Below are 18,399 nucleotides of genomic sequence, written 5' to 3' on the forward strand. Positions count from 1 at the left end.
TAACCATTCATCAGAAAAAAAGGCATGAATCAGAATGACAACCGGATATTCAGAAAGGAAGACCTTGACTGGAAAGAACTGGAGACCATCGGTATCCACAAAGAAGAACTGGAAAAAAGCGGGGACATGGAACTGCTCCTGCAAGGGGAGGAAACGGAAACCGTCCCATTGAAAATCCGCACTTCCGCACTCCGCTTAACAATGGACGCCACCCTCAGGATCACGGTGGGGACGGACGGAAAGCCGGTAATGGAAATCAACGGGATCAGTCCCGAAGCGGAAAGCGAAGCCGGCGGATAATCCCTGCCCCATACAGACAGAATCAAAAGTATACACAATTTCCCCGTACCGGTTTTATTGCGAAGGTACGGGGAACATCAAATGGAAAAAGATCATGATTGCGATATTGACAGACAAGCCCAATGTGGGAAAAGAGATAGCAAGAATTCTGGGAGCACATACCAGAGAGGACGGATACATGAGCGGGAACGGGTACATGGTGACATGGACCTTCGGCAACATGCTTTCACTGGCCATGCCGAAGGATTACGGGATGGACCGCCCGGAACGCGGGGACTTCCCGATAAATCCCGCCCCCTTCAGACTGATGGTAAAACACATCAAGACCGATACGGGATGGATACCGGACATCAACGCGGTCCTCCAGCTGAAAGTGATCGAAAAAGTATTCGACGCCTGCGAAAGTATCATTGCGGCCACCGACGCCTCCCGGGAGGGGGAAATGGTGTTCAGGTACCTTTACCGGTATCTGGAATGCAGGAAATCCTACCGCCGTCTATGGATCTCGTCACTTACGGACGAAGCCGTGCTGGAAGGAATGGACAACCTCAGGCCCGGCAGCCTGTATGACCACATGTTTCTGGCAGCGGACAGCCGCAACAAAGCGGACTGGGTACTGGGACTCAACGCCAGCTATGCCCTCTGCCAGGCGACCGGAACGGGAAACAACTCACTGGGACGGGTGCAGACACCCATACTGGCAGCCATAAGCAGCCGTTACCGTGAACGTGAGAACCACATTGCCACGGACACCTTTCCGGTTTTTATCAGCCTGTGCAAAAATAACACCCTGCTCAAAATGCGCTGTACGGAAGAATTCACAGACCGGGAGGCGGCTGCACGGCTTTACAGTGACTGCAAACTGGCCGGACATGCACGCGTCACCGCTGTCAGCAGACAGGTCAGGGAGATAGAGCCTCCAGCCCTCTACAACCTGACCGAACTCCAGAAAGACGCCAACAACTATTACGGAATGACTGCCGGAAAATCGCTTGAAATCGCACAGAAACTTTATGAGAAGAAACTGATTTCCTATCCGCGAACTGCCGGACGTTTCCTTCCACGGGACGTTTACGACAAACTGCCCCGTATCATGGAGAAAATCCTGAACAGGAAGGAATTCCGACCGTATGTCAGAAGCATGGGGATCAACATATTCGACCTGCCGGACAAGGTAGTCGACGAAGGACAAGCGGCGGAACACCACGCCATCATCATTACCGATACATATCCGGAAGGATTAAACCGGGAAGAGATGCAGCTGTACATGATGATTATCGGACGGATGCTGGAAGCCTTCATGCCCGTATGCAGGGCGGAATACACCACTGTGGATGCCGTATGTGCCGCACGAAATTTCCGGTGTCATGCCTGCCGCATCATTGAAAAGGGATGGTTCGGCATATTCGAAAGAGAAAGCGTCATTGCAGGAAGGGAATACGGCTTCTCCCCCATCCCGCAACTGGAAAACGGGGAGACGGCCGCTGTTACCGGATGCAGCCTGATACACAGGAAGGACCTGACCGTATCCGCATATACCGACGCGGAACTGATCACCTACATGGACACTGCCGGACTGGGAACGGCGGCCACGCGTACAGGAATCCTGCAGACCCTGATTGACCGCAAATATGTACGTTATTCAGGCAAATACATCATCCCCACACGAAAGGGGCTTTACATATATGAGACGGTACGGAACATGAAAATAGCGGAAACCGCACTGACTTCGGGCTGGGAGGCGCAACTGGCACGAATGGAAAGGGGAAAGCTTACACAGGAAGAATTCATGAAAGGGGTACTCAAACTCTCGAGAGAGGTAACGGAAGATATCTTCCGGAAATGTGAAAGATAGAAGCTATATATAGGAACGGGAAATGCAGGCTGAAAAGTCTGCATTTTTTATTTATCAGACATCTGTTATGCCGCTTTTAGGCGGCAAAGGTACCGGATTACCCCGTATTCGTGTCAAGGCAGCCCTGCGGGCCGGTCGGCTGAAAGAAAATCATCCTCGCTGTGCTCCGGTATTTTCTTTCGCCAAGCCTTGACACAAAAGGGCAATCCGGGGGAAGGAGACCTGTAAAATCGGGAAAACAGATCCCGAAGAGATAATCATACACTCATAAAAACAACAAGGACATGAAACAGAAATCCATCGCAAGCATCTGCAAGCCGGCGGTCACACTGCTGGCAGCCGCAGTAATAATCCTGCTATGCCGCAAAGGCATAATTCCGGTACATACCATCCTGTTACTGACAATAGCGGAAAGCATAATCCGTATTTTGCTAAAACTCCTCCCGTTCCTGGCGACAATTCTCACCATTCTGATCCTTATCGGAATGTTATTATAAACCCTTAAACTACAAATGAAATGGAAACAAGAAAATTCACCCCGTCAGCTCCGGTCGCACCCGCACTGTGGCCGACAACGCGAAGCATCAGGCCTGCAAAGAGAAGATTTCCCAATACGATTGATGAGCCCAGAAATATCGGGTATTATCTCAAGCCACTGCTTGACATCACGAAGCGACCGGACAGAGACGAAATTCTGAAGACATATCTCAAGGAAACCTATGTATAACAATAAAAAACAACCATTATGTTTTTCCAATCAATTTATCAGATGATGTCGGCAGGCACAGACCTGAACATCAACATCAGGAGAACGGACGGAAAACTGTCCGTAGCGGTAATACCCAAACGTACAACACTCAAGGATGAAGCCGGACAGGCCATCGTGCCGCTCATACTCAACGGCACCCCCATGGAACTGGACGGACAATTCCTGCAGATCATCACCACACCGCTGCAGAAAGCGCAGGGAATCCTCACCAACCTTGAAACCTTCGAGCAACAGGCACGGCTCGCCGCAACACAAGGCAAGGCGGCCGGAACCGCCAACGACAAGAAGACAAAAGAGGCACGTGAAAAACAGGAAAAGATGGAAAAACTCCTCAAACGTGCGGAGGAGGCGTTCACGGCAGGAAGATACTCGGAAGCGACAACCTGCTTCAGGCAGGCCAAGGTACTCGCAGATACGGACAGGCAGAAACAGATAGAGGCAAGGATACAGGAAGTGCAGAAGGAGTCGTCACAGGGCTGCCTGTTTCCTGAAACGGACACACAGCCGCTTCCACAACAGCCGCCCGCAAACGGTACGGCGAACGGTAACCGACCTGACGGACAAATGCGGATGTTCACGTCACAACCGCCACAACAGCCTGTACAGCAGGCAATCCCGCAACCGGTACAACAACCGGTGCCCCGGCCGCAGATAGTACAGCCGCAGCCCGTACCACAATATTATCCGGGAACACCGCAACCACAGCCAATGTACGAAGGATACTGCCGGAATCCCGCAAACGGCAGTCCGCAACAAACAGCGGAACAGCCCCAAACATACTTCCTCCAGCCCGGCGGACAGTACCCACAGACACAACCATGGCAACAGCCGCAACCCGTCCCCCTGCAGCCGCAGGCAACCGTCATACAGACAACCCGGGAAAATACGGGCAGGGAATACCAGTCACCGCCACAACCGGCCGCAGAAGCGCTCACTTTTGACAAGGACGATGAAAGTGACAGGGAACTGTTGCGTGAAGACCCGTATGCGGAATACATAGACTTCCCGCAGGAATGCCGCATGAAGGACGAGACACAGGCGGAGCTTATATGTTGTTAAACCATTAAAACTTTAAATAATATGGCACTTGATATCAAAGGACTCAAAAGAGTATTCATCCTGAAAAAAGGAAATGACACCCTGACACTGGAAGATCCGGACAGCAGAATGTCCCTTTCCGAAGTGACGGACTTCTATTCCATGAACTATCCGGAACTGACCACGGCAACCCTGCACGGGCCGGAACTCGAAGAGGACCGCGCGATATACCGGTTCAAAACCACCATAGGAACGAAAGGATAAGCCATGGCAAAGAAAACAAACCCTAAGAAAAAGGAGGAGACAACATGCAGACAGTTATCGGAACTACAAACGGAAGACCTGGCACGACTTATTATCAGCGAGGCCGGATGCACAGACATCAGCCGGGGAACCGGCAGCAGAAAGAAAAGAAGGCTGCCGCCGGCAGGAACCGTAATGATTTTCTAACGGGGAGAATTCTCCCCGTTACCCCCGATTACTGTATGGAGATCCGCGCGGGAGAGAAAATCAATCTTACGACAAGGGAGAATTTTGATTTCCTGTACCGATCGGCACTCAGATACAGCGCACTTGTCGGCCTCAGGCTTCCTTTCCGTCCGACCGGGAAATCACCGAGGATGAACATCGTCAAACTGTACCGGGCAATGGACACCATACTCCCGGAGCATGTCAACCTGGAAGAGGAGAACGGAAGGCTGTACTTCTGCCTCTACCGGTTCCATGAGTGGCCGGAATATAAACTGTTCTGGATACCGCTGGAATTCACGGAGAGACTGCCGGAGAAACTCGGAAAGATAGCACTGGAATTTATCCGGCAGCTCGCCCGGCACCATGGCATACCCAAAAGCACGGATACCAGCTACCACGAAATGGCACACGATTACCTGGAAGACTACAGGCTCTACGACGAAGAGGCGACGGCAGGAGAGATCAGACGCAAGGCCGCACTTGCCAGACTGTATGAAAAAGGGAAGGCGCACCGTATACTGAAGAGAATGGACAATCCAAAGGGATTTCTTGCGGATCTGGAGGGGGAAATACGGAAATACCATACGAAGAAGAACAATGAGCGGGCATTGCTGGAACTGCTCACGGAAGGTACGGCATACATTTCATACGGCAGCCCGAGCATCATGCAATACTCCTACGACTGGGCATACGAGAAGGCAGCAGATTTCAGGCCGGTGGGACTGGATACGCAGATAATGGTCACCTGGTCGGTAAAGGACGCCATGAACGACGAAATGGAAAGCTATTTCAACTCGGACTACCAGGAATCATATGTGATCACACCCGTCACGACATTCCACCTGACACCGGACACGGAAAAGCCTTTCTCCATGGATGACTTTCCGGAGCGGTTCTCCCATTGGCTCGAACGCTTCACAAAACTCATTACAAACAACTTCTAATAAAACAGGAAAATGAATGAACTGACAAAACAGATGCAGCAAATCATGCATCCCAGAGCGGTACTTGTCGCCTATGAATGCGAAACGACAGGTTACTCAACCCCGCGAAGTTATCTCGAACTCAGGCCCGTCAATGAGAAAGGACGGATGGGGGCCGGCATTCCGGTAACCTATGAGTTCATGAACTCACTGGTGGAATCATACACGGAAAGCATGAGCGGAATCCCGCACGGACGCATCCCCGGGAACATGCTCCTGTGCGACTCTAGAAAAGGGCGCGAAAGGTACATATGGTACAATCCGCCACAGAAGAGAAAAATGTACTTTCAGGACGGGCTGCACATTACAGACGGGACATTCAACGTACCGGGCGTCATCTACGTGGTGGAAAGGGAATGCATGGACATACACGCCTTCAAGGGAGCAATCCCCGAAGAGCGGACAGAACTGTATCTGGCGCCGTTCTTCAATGTAGCCGGGGCGAACGTCTGCCTGGGCAGCTCATCGCCAAAGAAACCGCAGGACATGGATTTTCTGGAATTTCAGGAATACTGGGAAAAGCGTTTCTGGATGAGCGAGTTCTCACATTTGGGAGGTAACAGGAACCCGACCCGCAGCAACCTGGTTTCCGTAACGGAACATGCACGGAACAATCCGTTTGATTACAGCGAGTTACAACAATCCGGGAAGAAACTTAAAGACATACTGGCATGAAAAAGATTCATTACACGGACAACTACCTGCTGAAACCCTACCATCCCGTCACCATCCATGTTGCGGGTGCAGGGGGCACGGGATCACAGGTCATAACCAATTTGGCACGCATGAACGTCGCGTTGCAGGCACTGGGACACCCGGGCCTACATGTCACCGTATTCGATCCCGACATTATTACGGAAGCCAACATAGGACGCCAGCTCTTCAGTGAGATGGAACTAGGGCAAGGCAAGGCGACGGCGGCCGTCACACGCGTCAACCGTTTTTTCGGAACAACATGGACGGCGGAAAACTGCCGCTATCCCGTACGGAAAACACAGGAAAACGGAGATGACAGGACAAAGCCGGCAAATATCATCATCACCTGCACCGACAATACCCGCTCACGACTGGAACTGTGGAGATTCCTGAAAAAATACAGGGAGACCTCCGTAAACAATGAAAGGGCGGTTTATTACTGGATGGATTTCGGGAATGCGCAAACCACCGGGCAAGTCTTCATAGGTACTGTCCGCAACAAGATACGGCAGCCGGCATCAAAAGAATTCATGCCGGTACCCGGAATGAACGTCATCACCGAGGAGGTGAACTATTCCACAATAGAAGAGAAGGACTCCGAACCGAGCTGCTCACTGGCGGAAGCACTGGAAAGACAGGACCTGTACATCAACTCCATACTGGCACAAGTCGGCTGTGACATCCTATGGAGGATGTTCAAGGAAGGAAGAACCCTGTACCGGGGAGCATATATCAATCTGGACACACTCCGGGTTAATCCGATACCGGTATAAGCCATGTGAAACAGACAGCCGCCCTTGCCGCCAACAGTTGCTGCGGCAAGGGAAGCATCGGTATTTTTTTTCAATCCGTATAAAACCGGAACCGGATTCAGGATTTAATCCGCACTAATCCGGCAACACCCTTCCCCGTTTTAACCAGTTCGTATTTCTCAAGCCTTTCATACAATTTGCCGAGCGTCCTGCAGCCATACCTTTTCACTTTGAATTTGGGCATCAGCTTCTTCAGCACCCCTCCAATCAAAGACAAGCTGACCTCCGCCTTACCGTCAGCAGCCTGTTCAAAAGCCTTATCAAAGTATTCCATATCTCTTTGAATAAAAAATTCAGGTGTATTTTCCTGAAAAGGCTTCTCCTCCTTCCGGTCAGCCAATAGAAACTCAGTACAGGAACGTACCAGTGCCGCCGGAGTCTTTCCCTCCCCGTAACCGAGGACCGTCAGACCACTCTCCCTGATACGTTGTGCCAGCAGGGTATAATCCCCGTCACTGGCGACCAGACAAAAACAACCGACCCGCCCCTCATGAAGGATGTCCATCGCATCCATAACCAACGCGATATCCGTCGTATTCTTTCCCGGCACAAAAGAGGAAGCCTGCACCATCCTGAACGAATAATCCCTTGCCGCATCCTTCCAACCGGAAAGGGATTTTTTAGTCCAGTCACCATATATACGTCTCACAACGGCAGCACCATAGCGGGATACGAACCGCATCACATCTTCCATCTTCTCGGAAGAAGCATTATCGCCGTCAATCAAAACCGCGACAGACAAATCTTTTTCTTTTTTCATACCGAATCCTTAAGCTGCAAAAATATAACAGGTTCCCGCAAATATAAATAATTGAACCTATTTTTTCTTTCCCCTATGCCGCAAAAAATCCTGTATTTCCGAACTACGATAAAAATTCTTCCCGTTCTCGTCCGTCTGGTAGTAGCGGATAAGCCCCTTTTCACGGTAACGGGCAATGGTCCGTTGCGTCACGCCCAGAAGTTGCGCAAGGTCACAGTTATCCAGCAAGGTGTCGCCGTCCAGGCAGTCTTTCAGGCGGTTCATACGGTCAAGTTTCTTTTCAAGGCGATTAAAACCTTCCACCATAGTCATGATCATTTTCTCAAGTACCTCATTATCTATATACATCATGGCATATCCTCCATTGTTTTAAAAAGTGATTACCTGAATACTCTTCCTGTGCGCATTACAAGAGTATATTACACTATAATGAAAATTACATGCCGGATTCAAAAAAACGAATCCATCTTTTTACATAACATTCTAATTCACAAAGAAATATAAAATAAAAAATTACAAAAAGCACTGTAAAATGTAATCCCGGATGTTGTAAAGTCCGGGTACAATTTGTAAATACGACTTACAACTCGACCAGCTATCCGTGAAATCTGACGACATCTGCTGACACCTGTAGTCAGAGACTTGGAGACAAACATGCCGGCAGTATACCTTTACATCGGACAAAAAATCAAAAGCTTATGGAAGTGATCAGTATCGAAGCCGCAACATTTGAAGAAATGAAGCAGGCGTTAAGCTCAATCATCCGGGATATCCGGACAGGAAGAGGAATACGGCAGGAGGAAAGACTGACGGAATGGATGGATAATCAGGAAGCATGCATTATGATGGATATCTCTCCAAGGAAGTTGCTTACTTTGCGCAGCACGGGAAAAATCCCGTACAGCAGGATAGACAGGAAAATCTATTACCGGAAAAAAGACATCGTCACATACATGGAAGGAGTGTTACAAAAAGGAAACAATTAAACAAAGAAATATGGCACATGACTTACTGACAAGGGAAAGTCCGGAAATTATCCGGTTCTTTCAGGACATTGGACACATCACTGAACTCTTAAGAAGCGAACCGGACAGATACAGACCTATCCTGAACGGTGACAGGTACATCACCGAAGCTGAACTGTCCGAATCACTGAAGATAACACGCCGGACACTGGTTGAACACAGGACAACCGGGCTTATCCCCTATTACCGGCTGGGAGGCAGGATACTTTATAAAGAGAAGGATATTATAAAACTGCTGGATGAAAACAGGCTGGAAGCTTTTTAAAAGCCGGCAGTATAGAAGAGAACGTCTTCGGAAATTTTCCTAAAGACGTTCTCTTCATATATATGCCATTCATTCCAGCATAAATGAATACATTATAAAGTTTTCTGTAATTTTATGCCAATACTATTTGGAGGAATCGAACCTTTTCCATATCTTTGCACCGTCAAAAAAATAACAGCGATAAAGATTGAAATAGTTGAAATTAGAAATATGGCTAATTCAATGGTTTTGATTTTAACGATATAAGATTTAGTGCTGTCTATCAGGACTTTAAAAACAAAGAACTTTAAATGTTCGATTCCTGGTGGCACCACCTTTTAAAAAGCAAGACAATATTAATCCCTGATTTTTTTCAAAATTCAGGGATTTTTCTTTTTCTGGAACAGGTAAAACCAATAGGAATGAGAATCAACATAAATATGATACCATTCTGCAATTGATTTTGGTACAGCATTTATTCAATCATTATCTCATGTTAAGCAACAGCTTTTCGCCCACTTTAAAATTCATTTAATGAACAAACTTTTTCTATAGCAAATATGTTTTCTATTATCCTAAATGAATGATAAATAAAAATGTTTCCATCAGGCATTTTTTCTGTATGACAAAGGATTAATTTTATAAAAAGACAGATAAATGCTCATTTGTTATATTCATTTATTTATAGTTTAATATAACAAATCATGTAGATATGGCAACAATAAAAATCAAATTCCGTACCTCTTCCGTGAAAACAAAAGAAGGCGTATTGTTCTATCAAATCATTCATGCCAGAGTAACCAGGCAAATCAATACCGGCTATAAAATTTTTCCTTCAGAATGGGATAAGCATTTGGCTTGCATCATTCTTCCGGACAATAATGACATAAGACGACGTTTTCTCGCTCAACTAACAAGCCGAATAGCAGAAGACATGCATAGACTGAAAAATATCATTTCAAAACTTGAACATTCGGGCAATCCTTTTACCTCCGGAAAAATAATAGAGCTATTCCGTATTCCCCCCATCAATAAATACAGTTTTCTATCATTCGCACAAGATCTTATTATACAACTAAAACAAATCGGCAAAGAACGCACTGCCGAGTCTTATGCCTCAGCATACAACAGTTTCAAGCGTTTTATGGACAATAATGGTGACGTTCTACTTGAAGATGTAAATTCCAATCTGATGATAAAATATGAAATATACCTTAAAAACTGCGGTGTCTGTCCAAACAGCTGTTCATATTATATGCGGAATCTCCGAGCAATATACAATCGTGCTGTAGAAAAAGAGTTAACACAACAACAATATCCGTTCAAGTATGTGTATACCGGTATTGACAAAACAGTAAAACGAGCTGTATCTCTAAAAACAATTCGCCAAATACAAAATTTAGATCTGAGCACAAACCCTTTGATGGATTATGCAAGAGACATCTTCATGTTCTCGTTCTACACCCGCGGAATGTCGTTCATTGACATGGCATATCTGAAAAAGAAAGATCTGCAGAATGGAGTTCTGTCCTATCGCAGACATAAAACCGACCAACAATTGTTCATTAAGTGGGAAAAGCCCATGCAAAAAATTGTCGATAAATATAACACTATAGAAAGCTCTTATCTACTACCTATCATCAAAAACAACGGTAAAGACCCAAGAAGAGAATATAAAAATGCCTCACATTTGATTAATAGAAAGCTGAAGGTAATAGGACAAATGTTAGAGATCCCCGTCACACTAACAACATATGTCGCCCGCCATGCATGGGCAAACATTGCCAAGAGTAAAAATATCTCTATCTCGGTTATTAGCGAAGCTATGGGACATGACTCCGAAAACACAACACGTATTTATCTAGCCTCGTTAGACGCCTCCATAGTGGATAAAGCAAACAGTATTATACTTAAATCATTATAGTATACCAAAAGAGTATTGACGGGGCTGACCCAAAAGTCAGCCCTTAGTTTTCCAATGCTACATTATTAATAAATAAGATTATCATGGCTCTACACAACGGATAAAGCATGCATCACTTTTAGGCGTTTCTATTTTATTTTCACCAGTAAGAGTTGCGTAAACATTACTTTTAGAAATCAAATTAAAATCAAAAGAGAAGTAATTAATATCCCACGCCATAATATCACTTTCTCCATCGCGCCCTGGTGGATATATCTGCTGTAACCAATAGATAGCCCCCGGACGCATATACAAATCATAAAACAAAGGTTTCTCATCACCTGCCGTCATATTGAATTTATCACTACGTCCAGCAGAATAACGGAGTACAACTGTATTCTTTGTCTCACCATGTATATAGCCCTGACCAGTAACTACGCCCTGCCAATTTTTCATATCACCATATCCTTGTTTTCTATGTCCATAGCCTGACGCTCCTATCGGAAAGAATAGATTCCGCCCATCCGTTTTATTATATATAAAACAACCACGCATACCATATGTGCCGAAACTATCATAACGATATCCGTATACTTCATTGATATTGGAAAGTGTTTCCTCGGCATCATCACCATAGAGTACACCATAGCCCATTTCTATATCCTTGCTTTTATACAATACATTATAATCATCGTAATTGGCAATTTCCACTTCTTTTCCATTAATTTTAGGCTTTTCAAAAGGGGTATTAAAAGGCTGAGATGTGATTTCATCCCACAATTTAGTAGTCCCTTTTCCAGCAATCTCTAGTGGCTTGGCTTTATCATCTTTAAAGTCTTTCGGCTGCACTTCTATCCAATATTCTTTCTCATGTTTATTACTTGACGCATCAATTGGTTCATTCAGATTTCCCCACTTAAACAATGACCCTTCTTCTACCGGCGAATCTGTTTCCTCCGTAGGAGTCTTCATATTAAACGTATGCCAAGCCCGCCCTTCGTCAAGCAAAGCTACAGGAGCATAGCCCTGGCGGACAAATATAAGGTGATTGCAAGTATTGTTGTGATAACTGACACGAATAACGGCATGGCGGGATTCATTTTCTGCACATGTACCATTGAACGTAATTTTGAAATCAATTACTGAACCGGAAAGCCCCTTAAGTGTACCATGTTCATCTATACTCGTGTACTTGTTACTACTACTTTTTTCTAACTTCACAAATCCTTCGTGCGTTGTCGCTGCAACAACAGCTTCCCAAGCCCCCTCGGAAGTAAATTCTTCGAAATTTGTAGCATTCTCCCGTGCCAAACGTTTTAAAACAACATGGAAAGGCTTGTCATTATTATGCCGTCGATATATTCCTTTAGGATTGACTACGCGACGTACCTGGAATATATCAACTATTTCTGTTAATGGCTCACCCTGCGATAAAGTCGCGGTTATTTTTATTTTTGCCTGACGCCGGTAGGCTACATATGGATTATTCCCGGTATAACTAGTTTTTGCAATCATCTGTTTCGCACGTGTATATAAAGGTATACTCATATGAAGTATATTCGTCCCCTCTTCTTTACGCACAGAATAATTACCATATTCAGTATCTTCGTGAATGCCTGGATCTACGGCATATTCGCGATTTCCTCGTTGAGTTCGGTTATAGTATTCCTGGTTGCTTTCTGCATAAACAATACCTGAATCCTCATTAGCATCTGCTTTTGTTGTCGTAAGTATGGTTGCAGTAGTACGGCGCAAAGAAAGAAATCCATTCCATACATTCTTGCCTTCCAAATCAAAATGATAATAATCAAAATTATTAGCATCTGCACCAATAGGCGCCCAACCATTGTTGAGTATTTCCGCTTTCACACTTTCCACTTTCGCATAACCAGGATTTATTTTTATAGGCAAATCCATCGTTCTGTTATATAAATAGGAAATATAATAGGGATTGGGCACCTCAATACCTGGTTCCGGTTCAGCATATTCGATATGCCAGTCTGCATCATTTGCAAAATTTTTAAATTTCAATGTAAGTTTATAGTGATGATTACGTTCGGCATCATAGTTTGTTGTAATGTTTTTACCAAGCATAAAACGGTATTTAATATCACCACTACCTACTTTTTCTTCATTAATAGAACGATAATAAGCGTCTACTTCAATATATGTACCATAAGGTACGTTATCTTTTGGTCTATATTTTGAATAATCTTTGTCCGGCTGTTGCAGATGAGGAGGTAATCCGGGATGATCCAGTTCTTTATCTCCATCTGCATCCTGGCGTTTATCATATGGCTGGTCCCCCTGCATATTCTCATAGAAAAACAAAGCATCAGCTGCCTCTTCGTGTCCATATTTAAAAGTTCCATTCTCTTCACACGGGTAATAAGCTCTCCCCGTAGCTAAACGTACCGGATAAAATTCGTCAAATGCAGGTGGGGTAGTTCCTGTATAATACTTTATGATTTCTCCGTCTTTTATTAAAGACGATTGTTCATCTTCACTTGGTGTGTTTGTTTTTCCCAAGTAGCAATTAACAGGAATATCCTTTATCTGAACCGATTTCAAATAAATAAAAACTCCTTCTTTCAATCCAGTGGCATCATAAGCAATGGTTACTTTGGAAGCTGCGCGGCGAATCCATGCGTGCAATTCCATATCTTTCTTATTTATAGCTACTCGTGAAGCTTCCGTATTGCGGTTAGCCCCCGCAGGTGCATTCTCTTTTGTTGTGAAGTAGCCAAACATCTGATGGTTTTTAGTAGCTCTTGTCACTTTTCCATCAGCAGTTTCTTCTGTCGCGAACCAGTTTTCTGCTTCCCATGTCAGATTAATCGATTTCAGTTTATCGACTGTTTGTATATTATCTTTTTCTAACTCAGCCAAGTTACCCATATTTGCTACCGCATACATATAATAATAGCCGTAAGGAACTTGAGCTAACTTGAAGGTAGCCCGTTTGGTTTTGGCTTCCGCCGTTTTGCCTCCTTCCGCATCTGTGTCTGCACGGTCAATATCATCAACATCGAATCTATCTGTAGTTTCCGTTGAAGCAGTACCTTTCGGAAGAAGATAGTACGATTTCACCAGATTTCCTTCCTCATCATACAGCAACACACAAAGATCATTGATGTCTTTGATTACATCTCCTGCCGTACGAGTGTTTACATCCAGAGCCGGCCGAAGAGGAAGAAACTCTACAGTAGCACTCACACTGACTTCTCCTTCCGGCATTCTTTCGCCTTCGTTGTTCAGCCAATCATCCGTACAGGCAGTCAAGACAAATATCAGCATACCTGTAAGACTATAAATAATGTTGCGTTTCATATTTTCCTGTATAAAGTTATTTAAGGAAATCTTTCCTTTCTTTTTTTATAACCCGAAATCGGGTTCTAGTGTGATTTCGGTATAAGGACGCACATCTACTATGCAATCCATTGCATGTTCATTAATTGTGATATTTACCACCACATGTGTATTTCGCGGCAACTGTGGCAGATTTGGCAAGTAACTTTTCAATTCAGTTCCGTTGACACCCAAAGTCAGCAGATAAGGATTTTCCTTATTGTTGTCATCACTATGCTTCCCCTCCAACAGGTAAATCGGTTGCTCATTGGTTTTCGTATTTTCATCTCCCGGAAGCAGTTGCCCTTTAAACAACGATGACGCATCGTATGTATAATACCCTTTCAAAGTAGGAACATCGAAACTATTTATGTCCCAGAACTTTGTTCCCTCCGTCGTTTCTCTCTCTATATATGTAGCATTGTGTGGCAAGTAATACTCCCTTTCTGCCATTTTATCAATAGTCAGTTTCGTGATTTCTATGGACCGACTGCTTTTATTCGTTATATTGAAAGTAAATTTAACAGCCGCTCTCATTATGGAAAGCTCACGTTCACAATCCTCGGCAGGCACATCTACCATATAAAGTCCACTCATCGGCAACGGACCGTCGATTCGCTCCATATTACTGCCTAACCGAATGGTCAGACTGGATATATAATCCGTAAAGAATAAGCTTCCGGGCTGAATTTTCTCAAAATCACACTCTACCAATTTACGTTTCGGAAAAAATCCCGTTGTCTTTATTTCCGTAGCTTCATTTGCAAACAAATAAATTCGTTTCTTTTCGTTTCCGATAACTTTCATCGGCTCGCTATAACAATCGGTAGATGCAACCTCCAAATTGTAAATCCGGTTATGTTCCACTATATTATCATTGTTACGTACGACAATAATACGCAACGTTTTCATCTTTTCATTATCATTTACTGGAGCCTCTGGATAGATGTCACTGGCCCGTGTACCCGATTGCGATATGTCAGACAGGGCAACACTGATATTAAGATTCACTAACGGCACTTCCCTGTCAAACATTTCACTATCTGCATCATGAGCACACCCCCGAAAAAGGAGAGAAATAGCCCATGGTATAATGATATATGCGATTTTCTTCATTGTCTTATATCGTTGATTCTGACAGTCCAATCGTTTATCTTAATATAAGTTTTAATCCATTCAAGATTCGGGCTTAAGAAGAATATCATTGACCATTCACTTTCACGATCAAGGAACTCCTGCGAATCCATGCTTGCATACAGATCACTCTTAAGCATAAGCAAATAGTTAATAAGTGGAATATTGATAATTTCCACACCATCTGCTTTGCGACGCACCGTCAGCTTAGGCGAGTACCAATCACGCACCATCAACCGTGAAGTAGATAGTTCGGCATAAGCTACCACCACTTCTCTTCCCTCATCAGTGAATCCTGCCGAAGCTTGCCCTTGTGCCCATGGAGTGTATGTCACCATACCATTCTCAAGCAAATTATTATCGTAACTGAACAGTATATTATCATCGGTAATTTCAAATTCAAATTTCTTATCATCTACCGGCTCACCATTCATTTGTTGCAACACAACACGAATATTATTGGTGTTCTTCATCATCTCAACAGTGCCTTCACTGTAAAGGTCGGCAGTAGCGAGAGTAAGTTCACCCCAATACAAACCGTGCAAGTTCTTTCGTCTGGGATTTGTCAAGCATTCCGAATCTAGTTCCACTTGCAAATCGGTATATCCAGTTCCTTCTCCGGGGGTATACTTCATAAGGAAAGAGCTCTTATTACAAGCCAGACCACCATAAGCTACGAAATGATAATTTCCTTGTTTGAGGTCCAGCTTCATGCGATAGTTCTCGTCCTGCAACTCCGTACCCGTCACTATGCGAGTATCCACATAATTGCCATTTTCATCATAGACCAGCAATGTCAGACAATCCACCTTCTTAGCAAATGCATTGGCATATTCCATATTGTAGTCGTAAATGAAGCGTAGTGACACGCCATGCGGACATGGAGCAAGATCTTCATAGATACGCTCACACGATGAAAAGGCAAAATTTATCAGTACGATGCCAAGCACCGTACTGATAAACCCTGAAATTATATTTCGTTTTTTATTATGCATCTTTGGTTTCTTAGAAATCGATATTATTGACACGAACTACCCAAGGCAATACATCTACCGAAACTGTCAGATAAATATCACCTCGCTCATCGGGAGTATCAGGACCTGGGTTATCAGGGTCATTATCTGAAATACGTGGATGCCCAAGACGGGAAATGTTAGTTACAGCAAGTTTATAAACATTGTTGCGAACTACAGCGAACTCCATCGGAGCCATTTCACCTTCCACACCATTGTCATTGTGGCGATTCCAATAATAATAGTAGCAATAATAGCCCCAACCACCGTCTTTGTCCTCGCTTGACTGATAGATGGTTATGCCGGCATCAGTAGCTGCTTGTCTGAAATCACTGAGATAAGAACCTTCAAGTGTTTTATCGTTTCTGTCCCAAGTGTTCCATTTTGAATTAGCACTACTTTCATCTTGAGGGCTAGCATCCCCTTCCTCACCTGTACCACCGGTACCATATACAGCCACATAAAGCGGATGAGAACGACTCCATGTTTTGGTCTCTTCGTTGTATGCAACAGCTTTCACTGCTTTTCGCACATTTGGCCAACTTACATACAAATTGCCGCCGAACATATAAATAATCGGATCTTTATAAGAATCCTTCATTAAACCAGAAGCAGTGTAATTAATAACTTCTGCCAAGTGCCTGGTATCTTCGTCAGTGCTAGCGGCAGCAGCTTCAGTAGCTACCATTTTTCCTTTGAAAACAATACCGGTTGTTATACCGTTTACCTGCCTGTCAACCGGTCCCGGAATTGTATTTTCAGTTACATACCGCCATATACGATAGTCACCATATTTGTTACCAGTATTCCAGCTATTATCTGTATCTTCTTCACCCCCAAGAACCGTAGATAATAGATGCGTGTTCCATTGATCTTGCTTTGTATTGTCTATTGAGCCGTCAGGTTGAAAGAGAGGGTAATTAAAATACTCACTTAATTTCGTAGTCTCAATGCCTTGATTCTTCTCGGTTGCCCACACATCCACGACATAATTACCATTAAGATGAGTTTCCCCACCTCCCACAGCGGTAAACCAGGGCTTTTCCGGGCTGCAAAGACTAGCTTGTGCCGGAAGTCCATTATCAGATACACGACGCAAATAATAAAAACTATTATTCATATTCACCAAAGCCATTTTACCTAATTCAACGTTTACAATGTAAGCCCCAGGTGTTCCGTCCGGCGCAATATCTTGTACAACCGGATAAGTGTTGCCTTTCTGAGGACGTATATTTTCAGGCAAACTGCGACTACCATCTCTAAAATCGAAACGTGCCATTGCGCGTTCTACTTTCACTGCACCACCTACACTGTTGTCTACTTGTGACAAGCTTCCCGCATTGTTTATTCCGGAAAGATTAAACGGAGTGGCTTCATTATATAACAACCAGTCATTCATCGTATTAGGGAGCAAGCGCTTAGCTATGGAATAGTTGGACATCAGAAAGCTGCCACCTTCATTCTTGCTCCATATCTTTCCTAATTCCTCATCGTCACCCTTGCAAATTGCATTATACCATGTCGTATTCTTATATTCAGTTTTACTAATAAGTTCTACCAATTCATCTGTCGGGTTACAAAATATAAATACATTCACTTCCTTTTTATCAGTTGGTGTTTCTGTATCATTATAGAACTGAGACAATTGCGTTTTAGTTATTTCGGAAGTCCCAATATAAGCCTGTTTATTTGCGGATTGTTTCATCTTGTCCGACATGTCACCAAAAGCAATGAATGCATTATCCGTGCTGCGGGCAAGTACCACATACATTCTTTTCACATTGTTCTCATAATCTTTACCGATTTCGACACCAACATTGCTGCCACCACCTTCAACCGTATTACTACGCGAACCAGGCACAGACGGCATAGTTACCTGTACTGTCATGTATGCCTTATCTCCCTCATAAACAGTAGGGTCAAATTCTGTTTCACCTAGTTTATCCTCAGCACAACCTGCTGTGAGAACTACGGCAAAAAGGCATAAAAAATACTTGCTAATTCTTTTCATAATCTGCAACTTTGAATGAATTAATAATTTCTATGTT

General features: G+C 44.3%; 20 protein-coding genes. 14 read left to right on the forward strand and 6 right to left on the reverse strand.

Annotated features, from left to right (window positions below):
* Positions 1-24 precede the first annotated feature (24 nt).
* The 11 genes from BT_RS13340 (at position 25) to BT_RS13380 (ending at position 6,885) form a co-directional block, all read left to right on the forward strand.
* A complete protein-coding gene (locus BT_RS13340; RefSeq protein ID WP_004323215.1) occupies positions 25-300 on the forward strand; it encodes a DUF4099 domain-containing protein in 276 nt (91 codons plus the stop codon).
* Between the two features lie 94 nt (positions 301-394).
* Positions 395-2,155 carry a DNA topoisomerase gene (locus BT_RS13345; protein ID WP_011108421.1) on the forward strand — a complete coding sequence of 587 codons (1,761 nt, stop codon included), beginning with the start codon at positions 395-397 and terminating at the stop codon, positions 2,153-2,155.
* Positions 2,156-2,222: 67 nt separating this feature from the next.
* On the forward strand, positions 2,223-2,348 hold the full coding sequence (locus BT_RS24845; RefSeq protein ID WP_256593225.1) for a hypothetical protein: 126 nt from the start codon (positions 2,223-2,225) through the stop codon (positions 2,346-2,348).
* A 91-nt stretch (positions 2,349-2,439) separates the two neighbouring features.
* Positions 2,440-2,652 (forward strand): hypothetical protein, encoded by a 213-nt coding sequence (locus BT_RS13350; protein ID WP_004323218.1) that lies wholly within the window; start codon positions 2,440-2,442, stop codon positions 2,650-2,652.
* Between the two features lie 20 nt (positions 2,653-2,672).
* Entirely contained in the window at positions 2,673-2,882 is a 210-nt protein-coding gene (locus tag BT_RS24670; protein WP_073343634.1) for a hypothetical protein, read from the forward strand.
* Positions 2,883-2,900: 18 nt separating this feature from the next.
* Positions 2,901-3,983, forward strand: coding sequence for a PRTRC system protein E (locus BT_RS13360; RefSeq protein ID WP_011108422.1), 1,083 nt, complete (start codon positions 2,901-2,903; stop codon positions 3,981-3,983).
* 21 nt (positions 3,984-4,004) lie between these two features.
* Positions 4,005-4,226 carry a PRTRC system protein C gene (locus BT_RS13365; RefSeq protein ID WP_011108423.1) on the forward strand — a complete coding sequence of 74 codons (222 nt, stop codon included), beginning with the start codon at positions 4,005-4,007 and terminating at the stop codon, positions 4,224-4,226.
* A 3-nt stretch (positions 4,227-4,229) separates the two neighbouring features.
* Positions 4,230-4,412 carry a hypothetical protein gene (locus BT_RS24675; protein ID WP_225011944.1) on the forward strand — a complete coding sequence of 61 codons (183 nt, stop codon included), beginning with the start codon at positions 4,230-4,232 and terminating at the stop codon, positions 4,410-4,412.
* Complete coding sequence (locus BT_RS24920; protein WP_306668133.1) at positions 4,334-5,377, forward strand: hypothetical protein; 1,044 nt, start codon at positions 4,334-4,336, stop codon at positions 5,375-5,377. The genes BT_RS24675 and BT_RS24920 overlap by 79 nt, the downstream gene beginning before the upstream one ends.
* A gap of 12 nt (positions 5,378-5,389) precedes the next feature.
* On the forward strand, positions 5,390-6,091 hold the full coding sequence (locus tag BT_RS13375; protein WP_011108425.1) for a prokaryotic E2 ligase family D protein: 702 nt from the start codon (positions 5,390-5,392) through the stop codon (positions 6,089-6,091).
* Positions 6,088-6,885, forward strand: a complete 798-nt coding sequence (locus tag BT_RS13380; protein ID WP_011108426.1) for a PRTRC system ThiF family protein — start codon at positions 6,088-6,090, stop codon at positions 6,883-6,885. The genes BT_RS13375 and BT_RS13380 overlap by 4 nt, the downstream gene beginning before the upstream one ends.
* A 97-nt stretch (positions 6,886-6,982) precedes the next feature.
* On the opposite strand, the gene BT_RS13385 is transcribed toward BT_RS13380, so the two are convergent.
* Positions 6,983-7,684 (reverse strand): NYN domain-containing protein, encoded by a 702-nt coding sequence (locus BT_RS13385; protein ID WP_011108427.1) that lies wholly within the window; start codon positions 7,682-7,684, stop codon positions 6,983-6,985.
* A 57-nt stretch (positions 7,685-7,741) separates the two neighbouring features.
* Positions 7,742-8,035, reverse strand: coding sequence for a helix-turn-helix domain-containing protein (locus BT_RS13390; RefSeq protein WP_004323231.1), 294 nt, complete (start codon positions 8,033-8,035; stop codon positions 7,742-7,744).
* A 347-nt stretch (positions 8,036-8,382) separates the two neighbouring features.
* Here BT_RS13390 and BT_RS13395 point away from each other — a divergent pair, with 347 nt between their 5' ends.
* From BT_RS13395 to BT_RS13405, 3 genes are all read left to right on the forward strand, one after another.
* On the forward strand, positions 8,383-8,670 hold the full coding sequence (locus BT_RS13395; protein WP_011108428.1) for a helix-turn-helix domain-containing protein: 288 nt from the start codon (positions 8,383-8,385) through the stop codon (positions 8,668-8,670).
* 10 nt (positions 8,671-8,680) lie between these two features.
* Positions 8,681-8,974 (forward strand): helix-turn-helix domain-containing protein, encoded by a 294-nt coding sequence (locus BT_RS13400; RefSeq protein ID WP_011108429.1) that lies wholly within the window; start codon positions 8,681-8,683, stop codon positions 8,972-8,974.
* 691 nt (positions 8,975-9,665) lie between these two features.
* Entirely contained in the window at positions 9,666-10,877 is a 1,212-nt protein-coding gene (locus tag BT_RS13405; RefSeq protein ID WP_011108430.1) for a tyrosine-type recombinase/integrase, read from the forward strand.
* 81 nt (positions 10,878-10,958) lie between these two features.
* On the opposite strand, the gene BT_RS13410 is transcribed toward BT_RS13405, so the two are convergent.
* Genes BT_RS13410 through BT_RS13425 form a run of 4 tightly spaced genes read right to left on the reverse strand, consistent with a single transcriptional unit; the run spans position 10,959 to position 18,362 of the window.
* Positions 10,959-14,186 carry a DUF4906 domain-containing protein gene (locus tag BT_RS13410; RefSeq protein WP_011108431.1) on the reverse strand — a complete coding sequence of 1,076 codons (3,228 nt, stop codon included), beginning with the start codon at positions 14,184-14,186 and terminating at the stop codon, positions 10,959-10,961.
* Positions 14,187-14,231: 45 nt separating this feature from the next.
* Positions 14,232-15,320, reverse strand: a complete 1,089-nt coding sequence (locus BT_RS13415) for a hypothetical protein (RefSeq protein ID WP_011108432.1) — start codon at positions 15,318-15,320, stop codon at positions 14,232-14,234.
* Positions 15,317-16,333, reverse strand: a complete 1,017-nt coding sequence (locus tag BT_RS13420) for a FimB/Mfa2 family fimbrial subunit (protein ID WP_011108433.1) — start codon at positions 16,331-16,333, stop codon at positions 15,317-15,319. The genes BT_RS13415 and BT_RS13420 overlap by 4 nt, the downstream gene beginning before the upstream one ends.
* A 10-nt stretch (positions 16,334-16,343) precedes the next feature.
* The gene (locus BT_RS13425) at positions 16,344-18,362 is read right to left on the reverse strand and encodes an Mfa1 family fimbria major subunit (RefSeq protein ID WP_011108434.1); all 2,019 of its coding nucleotides are present in this window, start codon (positions 18,360-18,362) and stop codon (positions 16,344-16,346) included.
* Positions 18,363-18,399 lie beyond the last annotated feature (37 nt).

The organism is Bacteroides thetaiotaomicron VPI-5482 (assembly GCF_000011065.1).
Classification (GTDB): Bacteria; Bacteroidota; Bacteroidia; order Bacteroidales; family Bacteroidaceae; genus Bacteroides; species Bacteroides thetaiotaomicron.